The 16,013-nt window shown below is 43.7% G+C and carries 15 protein-coding genes, 3 pseudogenes and 1 riboswitch; of the genes and pseudogenes, 3 read left to right on the plus strand and 15 right to left on the minus strand.

Annotation, left to right across the window (positions count from 1 at the left end):
• Positions 1-90: 90 nt before the first annotated feature.
• The 11 genes and pseudogenes from thiM to AB4558_RS13845 form a co-directional block, all read right to left on the minus strand.
• Positions 91-876, minus strand: coding sequence for a hydroxyethylthiazole kinase (thiM, locus tag AB4558_RS13795; protein ID WP_017064406.1), 786 nt, complete (start codon positions 874-876; stop codon positions 91-93).
• A gap of 29 nt (positions 877-905) precedes the next feature.
• Positions 906-1,586, minus strand: a complete 681-nt coding sequence (gene tenA / locus AB4558_RS13800) for a thiaminase II (protein ID WP_017061912.1) — start codon at positions 1,584-1,586, stop codon at positions 906-908.
• 8 nt (positions 1,587-1,594) lie between these two features.
• Positions 1,595-2,551, minus strand: coding sequence for an ABC transporter substrate-binding protein (locus tag AB4558_RS13805; RefSeq protein ID WP_372074291.1), 957 nt, complete (start codon positions 2,549-2,551; stop codon positions 1,595-1,597).
• Positions 2,552-2,671: 120 nt separating this feature from the next.
• Positions 2,672-3,406 (minus strand): annotated as a pseudogene (locus tag AB4558_RS13810) (ABC transporter permease); the annotation flags it as partial.
• Positions 3,407-3,479: 73 nt separating this feature from the next.
• Positions 3,480-4,238: an ABC transporter ATP-binding protein gene (locus AB4558_RS13815; protein WP_372074288.1), complete on the minus strand. Its 759-nt coding sequence runs from the start codon at positions 4,236-4,238 to the stop codon at positions 3,480-3,482.
• Positions 4,228-5,121 carry a bifunctional hydroxymethylpyrimidine kinase/phosphomethylpyrimidine kinase gene (gene thiD, locus AB4558_RS13820; RefSeq protein WP_372074286.1) on the minus strand — a complete coding sequence of 298 codons (894 nt, stop codon included), beginning with the start codon at positions 5,119-5,121 and terminating at the stop codon, positions 4,228-4,230. The genes AB4558_RS13815 and thiD overlap by 11 nt, the downstream gene beginning before the upstream one ends.
• 97 nt (positions 5,122-5,218) lie before the next feature.
• A riboswitch (TPP riboswitch) is annotated at positions 5,219-5,330 on the minus strand.
• Positions 5,331-5,428: 98 nt separating this feature from the next.
• Complete coding sequence (locus tag AB4558_RS13825; protein WP_108194558.1) at positions 5,429-6,346, minus strand: DMT family transporter; 918 nt, start codon at positions 6,344-6,346, stop codon at positions 5,429-5,431.
• Positions 6,347-6,431: 85 nt separating this feature from the next.
• The gene (locus tag AB4558_RS13830; protein WP_372074283.1) at positions 6,432-7,160 is read right to left on the minus strand and encodes a helix-turn-helix domain-containing protein; all 729 of its coding nucleotides are present in this window, start codon (positions 7,158-7,160) and stop codon (positions 6,432-6,434) included.
• Positions 7,161-7,334: 174 nt separating this feature from the next.
• Positions 7,335-8,363, minus strand: coding sequence for a DUF4382 domain-containing protein (locus AB4558_RS13835; RefSeq protein ID WP_136974469.1), 1,029 nt, complete (start codon positions 8,361-8,363; stop codon positions 7,335-7,337).
• A 418-nt stretch (positions 8,364-8,781) separates the two neighbouring features.
• Positions 8,782-9,033 (minus strand): DUF2999 family protein, encoded by a 252-nt coding sequence (locus AB4558_RS13840; protein ID WP_004731647.1) that lies wholly within the window; start codon positions 9,031-9,033, stop codon positions 8,782-8,784.
• A gap of 107 nt (positions 9,034-9,140) precedes the next feature.
• A complete protein-coding gene (locus AB4558_RS13845) occupies positions 9,141-10,238 on the minus strand; it encodes an ElyC/SanA/YdcF family protein (RefSeq protein WP_372074281.1) in 1,098 nt (365 codons plus the stop codon).
• Positions 10,239-10,723: 485 nt separating this feature from the next.
• Here AB4558_RS13845 and AB4558_RS13850 point away from each other — a divergent pair, with 485 nt between their 5' ends.
• Positions 10,724-11,398 carry a glutathione S-transferase family protein gene (locus AB4558_RS13850; protein ID WP_372074279.1) on the plus strand — a complete coding sequence of 225 codons (675 nt, stop codon included), beginning with the start codon at positions 10,724-10,726 and terminating at the stop codon, positions 11,396-11,398.
• A gap of 169 nt (positions 11,399-11,567) precedes the next feature.
• Here the strand turns inward: AB4558_RS13850 and AB4558_RS13855 are convergent.
• Positions 11,568-11,855, minus strand: a pseudogene (locus tag AB4558_RS13855) (KilA-N domain-containing protein); the annotation flags it as partial.
• Between the two features lie 177 nt (positions 11,856-12,032).
• Between AB4558_RS13855 and AB4558_RS13860 the strand changes: the two are divergent.
• Positions 12,033-12,470 carry a hypothetical protein gene (locus AB4558_RS13860; RefSeq protein ID WP_372074277.1) on the plus strand — a complete coding sequence of 146 codons (438 nt, stop codon included), beginning with the start codon at positions 12,033-12,035 and terminating at the stop codon, positions 12,468-12,470.
• A gap of 121 nt (positions 12,471-12,591) precedes the next feature.
• On the plus strand, positions 12,592-13,791 hold the full coding sequence (locus tag AB4558_RS13865) for a hypothetical protein (protein WP_372074275.1): 1,200 nt from the start codon (positions 12,592-12,594) through the stop codon (positions 13,789-13,791).
• On the opposite strand, the gene AB4558_RS13870 is transcribed toward AB4558_RS13865, so the two are convergent.
• From AB4558_RS13870 to AB4558_RS13880, 3 genes and pseudogenes are all read right to left on the minus strand, one after another.
• Positions 13,784-13,981 (minus strand): hypothetical protein, encoded by a 198-nt coding sequence (locus AB4558_RS13870; RefSeq protein ID WP_372074273.1) that lies wholly within the window; start codon positions 13,979-13,981, stop codon positions 13,784-13,786. The genes AB4558_RS13865 and AB4558_RS13870 overlap by 8 nt on opposite strands.
• Positions 13,982-13,983: 2 nt before the next feature.
• Positions 13,984-14,400: pseudogene (locus tag AB4558_RS13875) on the minus strand (hypothetical protein); the annotation flags it as partial.
• 116 nt (positions 14,401-14,516) lie between these two features.
• Entirely contained in the window at positions 14,517-15,560 is a 1,044-nt protein-coding gene (locus tag AB4558_RS13880) for a GMP reductase (protein WP_065584791.1), read from the minus strand.
• Between the last annotated feature and the right edge of the window lie 453 nt (positions 15,561-16,013).

Raw genomic sequence — 16,013 nt, forward strand, 5'->3', positions numbered from 1 at the left:
ATGAACCAATAAAAAGCCCCCTACACATAAGTGTCGGGGGCTTTTTTAAGTTAATCTAACTCTAACTTGTGGCTTAGAGTTAGATTAGCCCTACTGAATCTTCAAGCGTTGAATCAGAGTCTCTTCGTCTAACTGATACAACTCATCAAGCAAGTTAATTTGCAAGCTACCTGGGCCGCGAGAGTTTTCAGCCGCGATTTCACCAACCACGCCTAATACCGCTGCTGCAGCTAAACCACTATCATCACCAACAGCCGCGAAAGCACCCGTCAATGCAGTTAAAGTACACCCCATACCCGTCACATACGGCATCATTTGGTGTCCGTTGTTTAACGTCACCACGCTGTCTTTGGTGACAACGTAATCTGTCTCACCAGATATCACCACATTTGCACCGTATTCAGCCACTAAGCACTGTGCAGCACCTAACGCAGCATCACTGCTATCAAGCGCATCAACGCCTTTGCTCTGCGCTTGTTCGCCCGCTAACGCGATAATCTCAGACGCGTTACCACGAATGATCAACTTATCGGCTAAGCGTGCAATTTCACGAGAAGTCTCGGTACGCAACGTACTTGCCCCACAACCCACAGGGTCAAGAACCACAACCTTGTTGTTCGCGTTCGCTTGCTCAACAGCAAAACACATTCTTGGCGTCCAAACACTGTCGAGCGTGCCGATGTTAATCACCAAAGCACCAGAGAAAGACATCATCTCTGCCAGTTCTTGTTGCGAGTGCGCCATAATAGGCGAAGCGCCAATCGCCAATAACGCGTTGGCCGTGTTGTTCATCACTACATAGTTAGTGATGTTCACAACCAGTGGTTTTTGCTCTCGTACTGCGCGTAGCGATTGAATAATTTGTTCAGTAAGCATGGGTAAATCCTTATTCGTGAAAGTCGCTTTTAAGCCGCTGTTGAATCATCAAGAGCGTTCAGCCCTTGCTGCCAAAAAGCCACTTCCATACGCGTTGCGGTTTTGAAGATATGAACGATGTTCTGACCGCGTTCGCTGTTGATATCAATTTCAGCAAGCAACTGATTGAAGTATTCCGCGCCCGTTGCTACGCCAGACTGGAACTCTTCACTGCCATACAGTTGCAGCCAGCTTGCGTATGGGTTGCCTTCCAAAACAGTATCACTGCTTTCTAACAGCGCTTTACCAATCACGGCATAACCGATTGAACACGGAGCCAGTGCCGCATATAAGTCGACAAGATCACCCGTCATACCCGCATCTAGAACGTAGCGCGTGTAGGCAACAGTGCCGAAATCTTCAGGCTCGTTTTCTAAATCCGATTCGGTTAAACCCCACTGACCACAGTAAGTCACATGGTGAGAGATTTCAGAATCTAGCAACGCATGAACACTTGGCAGTGCACGACGCATATCAGCCAAGGTTTTAGCCTTGTAAATTGCCAATGCATAAGCGCGGGCATACTGCTTTAAAAACAGAAAATCTTGCTTCAAGTAATGCAGAAAACACGGCTGAGCGAGTGTGCCGTTTGCCAGCGTTTTAACAAAATCATGCTCGGTGTAGTCTTGCCAATCTTGTTGACAGGCTTGGATTAAGTCTTGGTATTTCATGAGATTCCTTAGTCAAAAGTCGGTACGTAGTCAGCGGCTTTCGGTAGTGATTTGATAATGCCTTTGTCAAACATGAACTGTGCGTAATCGTCGTAACGCTTCATATCTACAGCAGAAGGACGAAGTGCAAAACGAGTCAGCGTGTCGTTCCATGCGCGTTGGTTAAGCTCGCTATTCAACGTATCTGGTGAATACGCCACAAACTCACTCCATGACTCTTGGGGGTGGTTCACAATGTAAGTCGTTGCTTGTTCCAATGCTTTGTTGAACGCTTTGATCGCTTCATCATCGTGTTTCTTTGCGTTCGCAACAAAGATAAGCTCGTCGTAAGCGGGTACGCCGTGCTCTTCTGGGAAGAATGCTTTCGCTTTAAAACCTTCAAGTGCTAACTGGTTGGTTTCGAAGTTCCGTAAGCCACCCCAGATTGCGTCTACCTTGCCCGATGCCAATGAAGATGAAAGTGCCCAACCGACATTGATGGTTTGCACATCTGTAAATGCAACATTTTCTTGCGCTAACATAGTGCCGATAGTCGCTTCTTCGTTACCCGCAATCGCAATACCGATCTTCTTGCCTTTCAGATCCGCTAGCGAATCGTTCTTGCCGTTATCCAGTACCATTAGTGTGTTCAGTGGCGTCGCGATAAGGGTTGATGCACGAACTAAAGGAAGACCCGCTGCCACATCCATGGTTAAACTTGGTTGGTAAGTTACCGCTAAATCGACCTTACCTGCCGCGACCAATTTTGCTGGCGTGCTTGGGTCTGCTGGTTCTTGGATTTCAACCTCTAAGCCTTGGTCAGCAAAGTAACCACGCTCTTGAGCAATCACAATCGGGCCGTGGTTCGGGTTTACAAACCAATCCAACATCAATGTCAGTTTCTTTTGTTCAGAGTCCGCTAGAGCATGACCTGAAACTAACGAAGCAAGCAGTGCCACTGCACCTACCAATTTGGTATTTTTCATAGTTAACCTTTCCTTTTGAATATTATTATTGTGTTTATAGAGCTCATTTTTAACGAGCTATTGTTGAGATAAATAGCGTTGAGCGAAGCCTTATTAAACAAAGTGTTATTGAGCAAGCCATTACTGGTTCTCCCAAGGGATAGCTTTTTTGAGTAACTTGTCTATGATGAAGTAGAGCGAGATAGACAGCACCGCCAAGATGAACAAGGCAGCAAACATCTCATCAATGATCATGCGCGCGTTGGCCTGCAGCATTAAGTAACCCAGCCCCTCACTCGAACCAACCCACTCGCCGACAACCGCTCCAATTGGCGCAATCACCACAGCCACACGAATGCCAGAAGCTAATGTTGGCAGCGCAGCAGGCAGTTGGATATAACGCAGCAATTGCCATTTCGATGCGCCCATCGTTTTGGCAAGATCGAGATAGCCTGTCGGAGTATTACGTAAGCCGTCGTAACAACAAGTGGTTACTGGGAAGAAGATAATGATCGCCGCCATCACCACTTTTGAGGCGATGCCGTAACCAAGCCACAGCATCAATACTGGCGCGATCGCAAATACAGGGATAGCTTGGCTGGCAATTAAGATAGGCAATAACCAACGTTTTAACGGATCAAACATCAACATCTGCAGAGCGAAAAATAGCCCCATAGACAATCCGAGTAACAAGCCAAGTAGGATCTCTTGCGCAGTCACCCATGTGTGTTTGAGTAACACATCGTAACGTTCAATCAGCTTTAAAAAGACTTCTGCTGGCGTGGGCAGAATGAAGCTCGGCATCTCGAAGATAACCACAACTAACTGCCATAAACCGAGAATCACAGCACTGCTGATAAGCAAACGAACAACAGGATTCATCTGACGAGGGCGTGTAGTGGCAGCCTGTCCGTTAGTTGAATGAGCTACAGCTCCACTTCGCGTTAGATCATTCATAATCACGCTCCAACTGATCTAAGATCGCTTGTTGCAACTCGGCACACTCACCATCGAGCACTCGTGGTGTTGATGTGAGAGGCACAGATAAAGACTGAGCATTCGCAGGTGTGCCTTGCAACACATACAAATTGTCCGCCAAACGCACCGCTTCTTGTGGGTCATGGGTGATCAACACAACGGTTTTATCTCTCAACAGCTCACACGCTAAGCTCTGTAGTTTGTGTCTCGTTACCGCATCCAGCGCAGAGAACGGCTCATCCATCAGCACCACTGGCTTGTCTTGCATTAAAGTTCGAGCCAAAGCGACACGTTGACGCATACCACCAGACAACTGATCCGGCATCGCATTCGCATAATCAGCCAAACCAACCGCAGCGAGCAACTCGAGTGCTTGATTGGTTTGCAGTGCTTTGTCAGAAGCTGAATTTTGAAAACAATGACTCAGACATACATTGTCGATAACCGACAGCCACGGCAGTAACAAATCCTGCTGCGCCATGTAAGCGATGCGATCCGTTAAAGGCAATTCATCAGAGGTTGTCAATGTTCCCTGCCACTCCACCTTGTCGTCCAACAAGCCTGCCAGATAACGCAATACCGTGGTTTTCCCGCAGCCACTTCGACCTAGCAATACCGTCCACTTACCTGCGCTTAAGCTAAGCGACAACCCAGACAAGGTTGCGTGCTCACTGTCGTTATAACGTAAAGAGGCATTGCTGAGCTGAACACCCACCGTATTAACGGACATTCCCGTGCCCAGCGAAGAAGTGATTTACGGGCCCATGACCTTGGCCGACTTGCAACTCATCAGCATGAGCAATCGCGCGCGAAATGTATTGTTTGCCTAGCTCAACAGCCTCTGACAGCGTGTTGCCTTGCGCTAAGAAAGAAGCAATAGCAGATGAAAGCGTACAACCCGTACCGTGGGTGTTTTTGGTAGGAAAACGCTTCGCACGAATCAAAGCAGACGTGGTTGGCAGAATCAGTAAGTCGTTACTGTTCTCATCCTTCTCTAAATGACCGCCTTTGAGAAGAACGGCTTTAGCACCTAGTGCACGCAGGTCTTCAATCATATCCTGCATTTCGGCTTCGCTTTCAGGCACAGCTTTGCCCGTTAGTGCTGCGCCTTCCGGCAAGTTAGGCGTAATGATGTCTGCGAGCGGAATCAGTTCTTGTTTTAGCGTGGTGATCGCCGAGTTTTCTAAAAGAAGGTCGCCACTTGTCGCCACCATGACAGGGTCAATCACTAGGTGTTTAGGTTGGTATTGTTTGATTTTGTCCGCGACGACTTTGATGATTTGCGAATCGGCCAACATGCCGACTTTCACAGCCACTATATTCAGATCAGTGAAAACCGCATCTAACTGGCTAGCGACATGGTCGAGTGGAATAGGAAAAATGGCGGAAACGCCTTGCGTGTTCTGGGAAGTGATCGCGGTAATTACCGAACAAGCAAAACTACCGGTAGCAGACATGGCTTTAATATCAGCTTGGATACCTGCACCGCCGCCACTGTCTGAGCCTGCGATCGTCAATACAATCGGAGTGTTCGTTCGAATCGAACCATCAGCAGAATGCTGTGAAACTGAGGCTTTTGGCGTTAAATCTTTTGAAATAGAACTGTGTGTCATTGTCGCTCCTACTATCTTACAAGACGTAGGAGAACGAACACCGATCGAAGGAGAAGTCGCAATAGATTCATGAACAGTCTTCATGAGTGCAGACGTAGATCGAGTGCTTATAGTTCCCTACGCCAGTGTTAACTGAATCAGGTTCAACGGGTCTCGACTAACGATCTCAGCAAACACCAAATAAGGTATATGCCCCCCGACTATTGATAGCGATAGTAACAGCACTCTCACAACTGAGATACTGATTTTATTCAATTATAAGAATTACGCATGAATAAATCTCAATTAGGCTTGACAAAACAAATACTTATAACGTTCCTTTAGATGGCTTCGACTGTAACAACAAGCACAGCACAATCAGAAACATACCTAGCCAACCTATAAAAGGAATCAGCTCACCGACAACGCAGACGGCAAGCACCGCTGCAACTACTGGTTCAAACAAAGTCAGTAGATTGGCACTACTCGCGGTCACATGGCGTAAACCAAAACTGAAGGCGATATAGCCCAAGCATTGTGGGATTAACGTCAGATAACTGATGACTAATACGTTAATCTGCGAGGAAAACAGGTTCTCCCCCGTAAACCAGAGTGTTGGCAGCAACAGCATCGCGCCGAGGCCAAAAATACTGCCCATCGCCGCTTGAGACTCAATGTCCTTGTCTATCAGTGCTTTTGTCGCCCAAGAATAAATGGCGTAACACAACCCAGCGAGCAAACCTAAAGCAATACCCAACAGCTTGAGATCATCACCTGACTCATTCGTCGATGAAGATTCTGAAAACACCAACAACCCAATACCCACCACACCAATCGCAAAGCTAGTGAGCCAACGTTTGTTGATATTATTCTTTTTGCTAATCAGACACTCTAACAATGCCGAAAAGAAAGGCGCGGTTGCAATCGAAACCACGGTACCAATCGCCACGCCTGATAATTTCATTGAAGAATAGAAAGCTAAAGGATAGACCGCCAAAGCCAAAGCGCTCACTGCCAACAGCCTCTTGTTCTGCAAAAGTTTGTCGAAAGCGAATAGGATTTTTCGATACGCCAAGCCCGCTTGCATTAGGCCACCGACGCCCATAGAAAAAGCACCAATTGCTAATGGGCTTAGGTCAGGCGCAAAACTTGCGGCGGTGCCTGTCGTGCCCCATAAAATAGAAGCAAACAAGATGGCTAAAGTGCCCGTTTGGAATTCGTTAACGCGATTGATGGCAAGATTCATTTCTATTACCCAATTTTCAGTTCTGAAATAGATAATAGTGAAGATTGATAAGAGTTAGTTTGCCGAAAGGACGCTATTGTTGTTTCTAAAGACTGTCTTTCATTGAGCCTAGAAACGCCCTTGGAGACATGCCAAAGTGCTGAGAGAAGCGACGACTGAAAGCAGACACATCACTATAGCCCACATTTTCAGCAATCAATTGAACCGGTAAATCGGTATGAGTTAACAAGGCTTGGGCTTTCTCCATACGATAGCGAGTGATGTATTTAAGCGCACTGATACCCAGACATTCTTTGAAGCGTTTTTTGAATTGAGTGGGGCTCAAACAAGCCGTTTCTGCAAGTTGCGAAATGGATAATGGTTGTGTGTAATTATCCGCTATCAGCCTTTGTACAGCGCCGATTCTTGGGTCGATGCTCTTGCTCACTTGTTGTTGCTCTAACAGCAGTGAAAACACATCCAAGATGGATGACTCAATACCGCTATCGACCTGATATTCCAGCTGCTTCTCAACAAACAACAAGAAGCTCATCAAAGGTGGCGTTATCGTGAAAACCGAGAGCTCGTGCTCTAACAAATGCTGAGGCAACACAGCCATATCCGCGACAATAAACCGCGCTGCTTCGTCCGCTTTAAACGCATGTGCTGTGGTTACCGGAATCACCACACATTCGCCCACCGCCACTTTACCGACATAACCCACCATTTCGATATTAATACTGCCTTGGATCGGCAATACCAGTTGATGATGGTCATCATGAGCATGGGTATTAAATTGCTTGGTGTAAGATCGAATGCTTAAGCTAGATTTCATGAGCAACGCCGGAGTACATTTCGCTAGGTTAAAGTAAGAGATACAAAGTTACATTATCACTTCCCTAGAGTCACACTCAATGATCATCAAATTCATGCTAACTAGGTGACATGATCAAAAACGGCCTCTAAATGAGAGGCCGTTTTTATTCGAATGCTTAATCACGTCAAAGATTTAAAACGATACTTGGTTATCCTGACCAACCACTACCTGAACACTATTTTGAACTTCATAAATGTCAAAACCATCAGCAACCGGATCAGCATTGTCTTCATCACTGTCGTGTTGCGCGGTACAGGTATAACCCAATGAGTAAGTACCTGGATCAATAAATCCCAGAGAGAACTCATAGTTAGTCTGTGCTTCATTCATTGCCACTGATGCTGAAGTAATCGGCTTCACCTCATCGGAACCGCCAATAGGCGCCATGTCAGCTTTGTCGACATTACCTTCATACAAGTACACCGACTGAACATAAGTATTATCATTTGTAGGGTTACAAGCTTCAAAAGTGGTACTCGAAACAGTACCTTCAATGTTTCCTGTCTCAACCGTATTGATAAGGCTTACAGACGTTCTTTGAATAGTGTAATCAGGGAAAGTCGAACTGTTCTTTAGGCCACGTCGAAGATCGAACTCGACAACAAAATCGTTACTCTGTTGGTTCACATTAAATGAATCATTAAAGTAAAGCACGCCAGCGTTATCTTCTTTACCAACACCTTGCGGGCACGCGCCATTACCTTTCACCGTTAACTCACGAATCGAGTCATCGTTTTCTACAACATAAGATGGATGTGTCGGGTGATCGCCATCATTCGCAAACACACATAGTTTATAGCTACCTACTGGAACTACCTCGTTTTCAATCAAAGGAAGTGCATCGCTTCCTTGGTAATCCAATAAATTGACACTTAATGGAATAGGATCTTCACCGTCTGGCAACGGGTCGCCATTTTCATCAACGTAATCACCGTTTTCGTCCGTTTTATACACGTCATACACTAGCGTTGTACCTCCCTGAATCGGAAGTAAAGCTACCTTGCTGAATGTCACCGTCACATCTTTAACATCATCGACGGGCGCATCACTCACACTCAAGGTAATGGGTGTCGTACTGCTTGATGATCCTGAGTCTCCGCCACAACCAACAAGCCCGGCCAACACAAGGCTAGCTAAAGCCGTTTCCTTTAAATATTTCATAACTCATTTCCTATAAAATCACTGCTCAATAAAGGGCTTATTTGAGTGCCCTCTTATTCTTTTTCTTGTTGTGACCCATAAATAAACAGCGCTATTGTTTGATGATCCCTACTATTCAGGGCATTCCTCATCCAAAAAACACTGTTCATCAAGGTGCACATATCAAGTCGCACATAGGTTAATTAAGTCTAGTAAGTAAATTGTCAGTAGCAACGCATGTTTGGCAAAAGTGCTGTCAATTGTGTTGAAATAGTCGTTGAGTAGAAAATGGGAAGCAGGGATTGAAAGCAACTTGATCAAAGTGAATAATCGCCACCAAGATCAAAAAAGGCCGTTAAGACAGCCTGTTGCTGAACTTAAACGACCTTTTTATTGAATGTGGATTAAGCTAATTCGATATTAACTCATTCAAATTCACTTATTTTTGAAGTTGCTCTTTAGCCGCTTCAACCTTAGAAAAATCTAGGCCAAGCTCTTCAACTGCTTCTTTGATTAGCGCAGGGTTTTGCATTACCTGACCCATCAGCATTTGAAGTTTGTCTTGAGGTAAACCAAGTTGGCTGATCGTCGCCATTGCTGCAAGAGGGTTCTCTGTCAGCGTTTTGAATAGCTCACTGATCTGCTCGTCGCTAATATTGTTCTCTTTCAACATTGCTAAAATCGGGTTCATTTTTTTGCCTTTGAAACACTAAATTAAGTAGGAGCACAGCATACCATCTAGCTGTGCTCGATTGTACTAGCAACTTATACTTTGCCTACTGTGAAATAACCCTAAGCCTAGCGAGACTCTAATGGGTAAGAGCGGTAGCTCCACATACCATACGTTCTCAGTGCGTCACGGTAGATGCCTAGAAGCTCACCACTGCTCGCTTTCTTAAGATCTTCGAGCGGCTTGTCTGGGTAAGAAACCGTATCGAAGGTAATGCCCTGAGGGCCCGTTTGCCAGCTAGCGATTTCAAACAGAGTTTGACCACGACGAACATGGCTTGCCGAGCTGATAATGGTCGCGTGCTTAATATCATGACGAGCAAGCGCATAGCTACTGAATAAGGCATTCCCTACCGTGCTGGTCGCGTAGTTCTCTTCAATGATGCGATCTTTACTTACCCCTTTTGAGATAAGCCAATCCGCCATTAACTTGCCTTCAGTCTTATGGTTCTTCGGCACGCCACCCGTTAACACGATCATCGCATCTGGGTTCGCTTTAGACATCGCCAACGTTGTCTCAAGACGTTCGATCAAGATTTGATGCATAGAACCATCAGGGTTAAGTGCGTAGCCCAAAGTGACTATGGCACCGGGGTCGCTCAACAGCCCCTTATCCGCAGACTCTTTTAACGGTGTTTCTAATACGCGGTCGACCGTAGCAAAAATGCGTTTAATATCTTCTGCCTTACCTTTATTCAGGCTTTCTAGCTTCTCCATGTGCTTGTTGGATTCACTTTCATTGTCTTCAAAACGCTGCCAAACCGCTAGATACGCATGTAAGTCGACATCGTCTGGTGCAACCGTCAACGCTTGCTCAAACAACTCAATCGCGCGCTCTGCATTCTTGTTGTAGATCTGAGCATTCGCCGCCGAGATCAACAAATCCGTACGGTAAGGTTCTAGCTGGTACGCTTCTAACAATCGGTTAGTCACAATTTCCATGTTGCTTGGCATTTTGGCCGTGAAGCCCGCGTGTGAAATTCTTGCCGGAGACTTAAACGCCTGCAACGCATCAAGAAGTAGTTGGTCGACAACTTGTCGCTTAGTCACCAACTGCGCGTAGTCCGCAGAAGCCTGTACAGCGCCATCGTTAGCAGCAAAAGAATAAGGTGTTGCGCCAAAGGCTAGCATGCCACCAAGAGCGAGGGCGATAATGTTCTTTTCCATGGAAAGATCCTGTGTCGTTAAGTGTTTCACATCAGATTTGCTCACCAATGTAAGCCGCCAAGATTAAAAAACCGTGAACCAAACCTTACTCTCCAAGGTTAATATTCATTTGTTGCATAAGATGTGGCTGCAGATCACGATTTTATGCGCCAGAGTAAGCTCAAATATCCAGATAGCTTCGAGTTATGAGTGGCTCCCTTAATGATTTTGGAATATTTAACTTCGAATCCCACATGCCTATTCCATCTAAACCCGTAAGTTTCGAAGCTAAACATCAAACCTAAATGTGCATTTTATGTCCATTATTTCAGCAACTTAAAATGCTATCTCTCTACAAGTCGACGCTCATTCACGTTTGCTCAACCAAGTTCAAAAAGCACAGAGTGTGCTATCAAATCAGTCAATTCACAGAAAATTCAAAAATCAGCTATTGAACGATCGTTCAAGTGGTGCTTTAATAAATGACCAATACAAGGAGTTACCCCATGCTTAAGTTCTATTTTCACCAAACACCCAACCCAATGAAGATCGCTTTGTTTCTAGAAGAGACAGGCCTAGATTTTGAACTTGTTCCTGTCGATACCTTAAAGGGTGAGCAGCATTCACCGGAATATCGTTTAATCAATCCAAATGGCAAAACGCCTGCGATTGAAGACGAAGGACAACGTGTATTCGACTCTAACGCTATCCTGCTGTACCTATCTGAGAAAACAGGCAAGCTAGCTGGTCAGCCAGAAGACAGAGCTGAACTATTATCTTGGATGATGTTTATCGCCAGCGGACTTGGTCCATACTCTGGCCAATCGGTACACTTCCGTCATGCTGCGCCAGCAGGCTTAGATTACGCAGTAAATCGTTATCTACGCGAAGCACAACGTCACTACGAAGTGTTAGAAAAGCACATGGAAGGTCGTGAGTTTTTCGTCGGAAATGAGTACACCATTGTCGATGTTGCTGCATGGGGTTGGATTGATAAAGCACCTTTCGTGCTTGGTGAAGAAGGCCTAGCACCTTACCCGAACTTAAAGCGCTGGTTCGATGCAATCAACGCCCGCCCTGCCGCAATTCGCGCTCGCGAAACTGGTAAAGACGTTCAATTTAAAACCGAACGTGATGAAGAAGCGAAACGAGCACTGTTTCCTTCGAATTATGCGAAGTAGAAAAATTGAAAGTTAACGCTCTACTGAGTAATAGCTAGAATTAAACATAAAGAGCCGCTAAAAAGCGGCTCTTTATGTTGAAATTATGTTAAAAAATCATAAGTTGTTGATATTTTGGTACAAAAGTTCGATATTCGTAACTAGCCACACCTCTCAAACACATTTCTGAGCAGGAATTACTGCTTTGCTCAATTTCATTTACCAGTTCTTGAGTTTGCTGATTCTTAATAAAAATACCTGGACGATGTCGATTGTGTCCACCACTCGCTTTGTGCAGATCGTTTAGAGAATACAAATTATCGAGTGTGCGAATGTCTTTAGAAAGGATTGTAAGATTAGCATGACGGCCTCCGTACGTGATTTTTATATCACCACACAAAGGTACTAATCTTCGGGTGATGAACTGAACAAGGTTAGTACTACCGCACTTACGAAACAGCGTGCCGAAGCCGCACATAAAAAAACCAGCAAAATGCTGGCGTCTATGCGCCGGAAGAATAAAGCGGGGTCTCAATCCCGACACTGGATTTTGCCAGTGCCGTTACAGGTCAACGATGTAGAAGATCGGTGTCAAACGTTTAATAACGTTGCATATCGTGTAGAATGCGCATGTAATTTTGATTGAGCGAAAAACATGGAAAACACAGACAGATACTCTACTACTGATACCACTAAAGAATTAGCTTTCTTGGCTATCGGCACTATCCTTATCGGGATTTTATTTAGTGTAATGATTGCGTACTTTATAATCAAACCATACACACAACACCAAGCTAAAAAACAAGATCTAGAAATACAAAATTTAAAGCTTCAGTTAGGTACATGCACCTCTAAGTCAAAAATAAATATTTCAACTCTCGAAACAAAATTTGATACGCAAGTATCTACTTTGTTGAACAATGCTCAAAATAAAATACTAATTCAACAACAACAAATAGATTTTTTATCATCGGAATTAAAGCGTGAACAACTGAAAAACCACGAAGAACGAGTAAGAGCCGATGAAATACTTATTCAAAACACACAATTAAAATCTGCTATCCTAAAACATAGAAAACTAGCTCATGAATAGAAGCTCTAAGGCCATATCACTGATTTGTGGTTCCATAAGTATCGCAGTTCTCAGTATTCTTACTTTATTATTATCCGGAAATATCTATTCATTCAATTCGACTGAATTTGGAAATTGGGCTATGTGGTTCGCTGCAATTATTGCATTAGCGGCTTTGCTACTAACAACCTTTCAATATTTATCAAACCAAAAAAAAGATGATAACTCTCAACGTTCATCTATCTCAATATTTATCGTCGGTATTTTGATTATTATTTTCCTTGGAATAAAAACAAACTCAACAAAAGATTCAAGTTTTCCAGAAGTAAATCCTAGCATGCTTACTAAGGATATTACAGATGCTCTAGCTAAACCATCTTTACCTATCTCAGGTGCTGCCATTACCATCGTAAATAAATTAGTTTTACCATCTAACGAATTAATTAAAACACAAGATAATCTTCTATCATCAGAAACAGTAAACGCTGGTGCAAGTGTGTTTGCTGCTCTCGGCACGGTTTTAACATTAGCGTTTTTAATTTTTCAAAATATAAAAAGCAATCGTAAAGACAAAGAAGATAAGCACTCTGAAATTGCCTATACAAAGTACGAGCATATTACACAAAGACTCATAGATAAAATTAACACATCCCTATCAGCTGAAAATGTGAATAATAGCTTGATTTTTAAAAGTATTAGAACCACATATGATAGTATATACATACTTCAGAATGAAATCACATCTGCACATCATAAAGCTGCAGCTCAAGTAGCTCATAACGAACTATCTGATACATTGTATGAATTTTGTCAGAGAATTACCTTCTTCGATTTATTCACTGCAAATATCCCCAAAAATAAGAAAATCAATTTCAAATGGCATAATAGCGTAGAGGGTTGTACGACTCAGTTATCTGCATGTTGGTACGAATTTGTTCGACCTCAAACCGATATTTTTAGAGCGATAAAACACGCCACTTATGGTTGCTCGCATTATAAAGTTGAATCTGATGTCATCTATAAAACACTCTCCATTCTTTTATCTAAGGAATGTCAACTAGATGACTATCATAATCTTAAAACAGAGATTGATTTAATAAAGTCAACATGCATTATTAATGAAGAGCGCTTATTTAGACTTGATGAAATCTCTCCAATATTATTTTCACATTTACTATTAGAAGGAAATTTGAAGGCTGCGGGAGATAAGCTATCTTTTAACACATTCAAAAAAAAACAATACTGGTTAGTTAGTGAAGGGGTTGTAAAACAGCAAAGCGGTAAGTATTTTGAAATACCTCACTTTAAACAAATCACATTCCAACCACGAGTTGTCAAATAACTTTATAACTACCAGCTGAACACCCCTTATCAACAACAACCATCGCATTTGCAGTTATTTCATCGACTACTGCATTTGCTATGGCTTCAGCCATCATGCCAGCCATTGCGAATTGACCATCGAGCACAAAGCCCTGGGCTTTCAATTCTGTTTCTATCTTTTGCTTTAATGATACTTTGCTTATTGCCATTGTTACTTCCCTGCATAAACTGTGGATGATACATCGACATGCGGTTTTCCCATGAAGGGGCAAATGCCTGTGCCAGTGCAAACGCCTTTTCCGCCATTGGACTTGATGGTGCCAGCGTCTTCGGTAATATTCTTAGCTTTTATGGTTCTATTGCCTTTGACGGTTTCGGTGTGGTTCCCATCAATTTCAGCGATTCGATTTTCTAGCTCTTTGATTTGTTGAGTTAGGCATTCAAGCTTGTCAGCTTGGTCTGTCTTACGTTCAAAGTTGCCTTTCTGGTCGACCAACTGATAAACGCCTTTGCGTTGTTGGTATCGGCTTTCACCTTCTTTGATACCTGGTAGCTTGAAACCAAGTGGCAGCACGCAACGAATAAAAGGCTTATCCGGTTGGCCAAACATAAAGCCGAGTTCAAACAATACTACCGATTTCCAGCAACTCTAGTAGCACAACAATCGTAGCTTTTGTCCCTAGACAAAAAAAAGAGCCGCTAAAAAGCGGCTCTTGATCTTCAAACTATTCGAACTCGTTCAGATTACTCTTTACCGAATACGTTGTTCTCTTGCTCTTGTACACGGATGAAAGTCGTACGCTTAGTTAGCTCTTTAAGCTTTGCTGCGCCTACGTATGTACAAGTTGAACGTACACCACCAAGGATGTCAGAAATTGTATTGTGAACAGAACCACGGTATGGAAGTAAAACAGTTTTACCTTCCGCAGCACGGTACTTAGCAACACCACCAGAGTGCTTGTCCATAGCCGACTGTGAAGACATTCCATAGAACTTCATGAATTGCTTACCGTCTTGCTCTACAACTTCGCCGCCTGACTCAGAGTGACCTGCTAGCATGCCGCCTAGCATTACGAAGTCAGCACCGCCGCCGAACGCTTTAGATACGTCACCCGCACATGAACAGCCACCGTCACCGATGATCATGCCGCCAAGGCCGTGTGCTGCGTCGCCACACTCGATGATTGCAGAAAGTTGAGGGTAACCTACGCCTGTTTTAACACGTGTAGTACAAACAGAACCAGGGCCGATACCAACCTTAACGATGTCTGCGCCAGCTAGGATTAGCTCTTCAACCATGTCACCCGTTACAACGTTACCAGCAGAGATAACTTTAGTCGGGAATTCAGCACGTACTTTTTGTACATACTCAACTAGGTGCTCTGAGTAGCCGTTAGCGATATCAATACAGATAAATACGAATTCGTCGCTAAGCGCCATGATTTGCTTAGTTTTCTCAAACTCAGCTTCAGAAGTACCTGTTGAAACAAATACGTTGTTCAGCGTTTTCTTGTCTGCTGTTTTTGCGAACTCAGCCCACTGCTCTACTGTGTAGTGCTTGTGTACTGCAGTCATAACACCGTGCTCTGCTAGAGCAGCTGCCATTTCAAAGCTTGCTACCGAATCCATGTTCGCTGCAATTACTGGAGTACCAGACCATTGACGACCGCTATGCTTGAATGTAAAATCGCGGGTTAATTCAACTTGAGAACGGCTTTTAAGGGTAGAACGCTTCGGACGGAAGAGTACATCTTTGAAACCTAACTTAAGTTCTTGTTCGATACGCATGATAATTTGTCCTGTAATCATATTACGTGTCGTGCGTTTTCGGTAAGCGTTGGCAGACGCTTTACTGAGTTTCGGACACAAAAAAACCGGAGCGTTGGCAGACGCTCCGGTTTTCAGCATTATAGGCTGTGATTTACTAACAGCAAGTCTGATATTTCATTTTTTTTTGTGCTATCCTCTCAAAGATTCCATATCTGGTAAAAGCTTCCCGCCCGTCACTTCCTACTAAATTCATAGTAATTAATAACTTAACAACATATTCACGCAAACGCTGTCGGTTTATTGCGCAAACGTTTCCCTTGTAAATTCGGCGAAAAAATCTTCGATAAGGCAAATTTGTGAAAAAAGTGCCCTTTAATCACATAAAAATCACACTTTTCTTGAATCAAAAAATGCGTTTTTTCTTAAATAATTTCATTTTTTTCTGACTTTTTTCGCTTCGAGTGCCGATCT

Origin of the sequence: Vibrio sp. 10N.222.51.C5 (assembly GCF_041474575.1) — a bacterium.
GTDB classification, from domain to species: domain Bacteria; phylum Pseudomonadota; class Gammaproteobacteria; order Enterobacterales; family Vibrionaceae; genus Vibrio; species Vibrio crassostreae_C.

What these genes read in the sequence shown, in the direction of transcription:
- thiM (WP_017064406.1), bottom strand. Translation starts at nt 876, where the DNA reads ATGCTTACTGAACAAATTATTCAATCGCTACGCGCAGTACGAGAGCAA.
- tenA (WP_017061912.1), bottom strand. Translation starts at nt 1,586, where the DNA reads ATGAAATACCAAGACTTAATCCAAGCCTGTCAACAAGATTGGCAAGAC.
- AB4558_RS13805 (WP_372074291.1), bottom strand. Translation starts at nt 2,551, where the DNA reads ATGAAAAATACCAAATTGGTAGGTGCAGTGGCACTGCTTGCTTCGTTA.
- AB4558_RS13815 (WP_372074288.1), bottom strand. Translation starts at nt 4,238, where the DNA reads ATGTCCGTTAATACGGTGGGTGTTCAGCTCAGCAATGCCTCTTTACGT.
- thiD (WP_372074286.1), bottom strand. Translation starts at nt 5,121, where the DNA reads ATGACACACAGTTCTATTTCAAAAGATTTAACGCCAAAAGCCTCAGTT.
- AB4558_RS13825 (WP_108194558.1), bottom strand. Translation starts at nt 6,346, where the DNA reads ATGAATCTTGCCATCAATCGCGTTAACGAATTCCAAACGGGCACTTTA.
- AB4558_RS13830 (WP_372074283.1), bottom strand. Translation starts at nt 7,160, where the DNA reads ATGAAATCTAGCTTAAGCATTCGATCTTACACCAAGCAATTTAATACC.
- AB4558_RS13835 (WP_136974469.1), bottom strand. Translation starts at nt 8,363, where the DNA reads ATGAAATATTTAAAGGAAACGGCTTTAGCTAGCCTTGTGTTGGCCGGG.
- AB4558_RS13840 (WP_004731647.1), bottom strand. Translation starts at nt 9,033, where the DNA reads ATGAACCCGATTTTAGCAATGTTGAAAGAGAACAATATTAGCGACGAG.
- AB4558_RS13845 (WP_372074281.1), bottom strand. Translation starts at nt 10,238, where the DNA reads ATGGAAAAGAACATTATCGCCCTCGCTCTTGGTGGCATGCTAGCCTTT.
- AB4558_RS13850 (WP_372074279.1), top strand. Translation starts at nt 10,724, where the DNA reads ATGCTTAAGTTCTATTTTCACCAAACACCCAACCCAATGAAGATCGCT.
- AB4558_RS13860 (WP_372074277.1), top strand. Translation starts at nt 12,033, where the DNA reads ATGGAAAACACAGACAGATACTCTACTACTGATACCACTAAAGAATTA.
- AB4558_RS13865 (WP_372074275.1), top strand. Translation starts at nt 12,592, where the DNA reads ATGTGGTTCGCTGCAATTATTGCATTAGCGGCTTTGCTACTAACAACC.
- AB4558_RS13870 (WP_372074273.1), bottom strand. Translation starts at nt 13,981, where the DNA reads ATGGCAATAAGCAAAGTATCATTAAAGCAAAAGATAGAAACAGAATTG.
- AB4558_RS13880 (WP_065584791.1), bottom strand. Translation starts at nt 15,560, where the DNA reads ATGCGTATCGAACAAGAACTTAAGTTAGGTTTCAAAGATGTACTCTTC.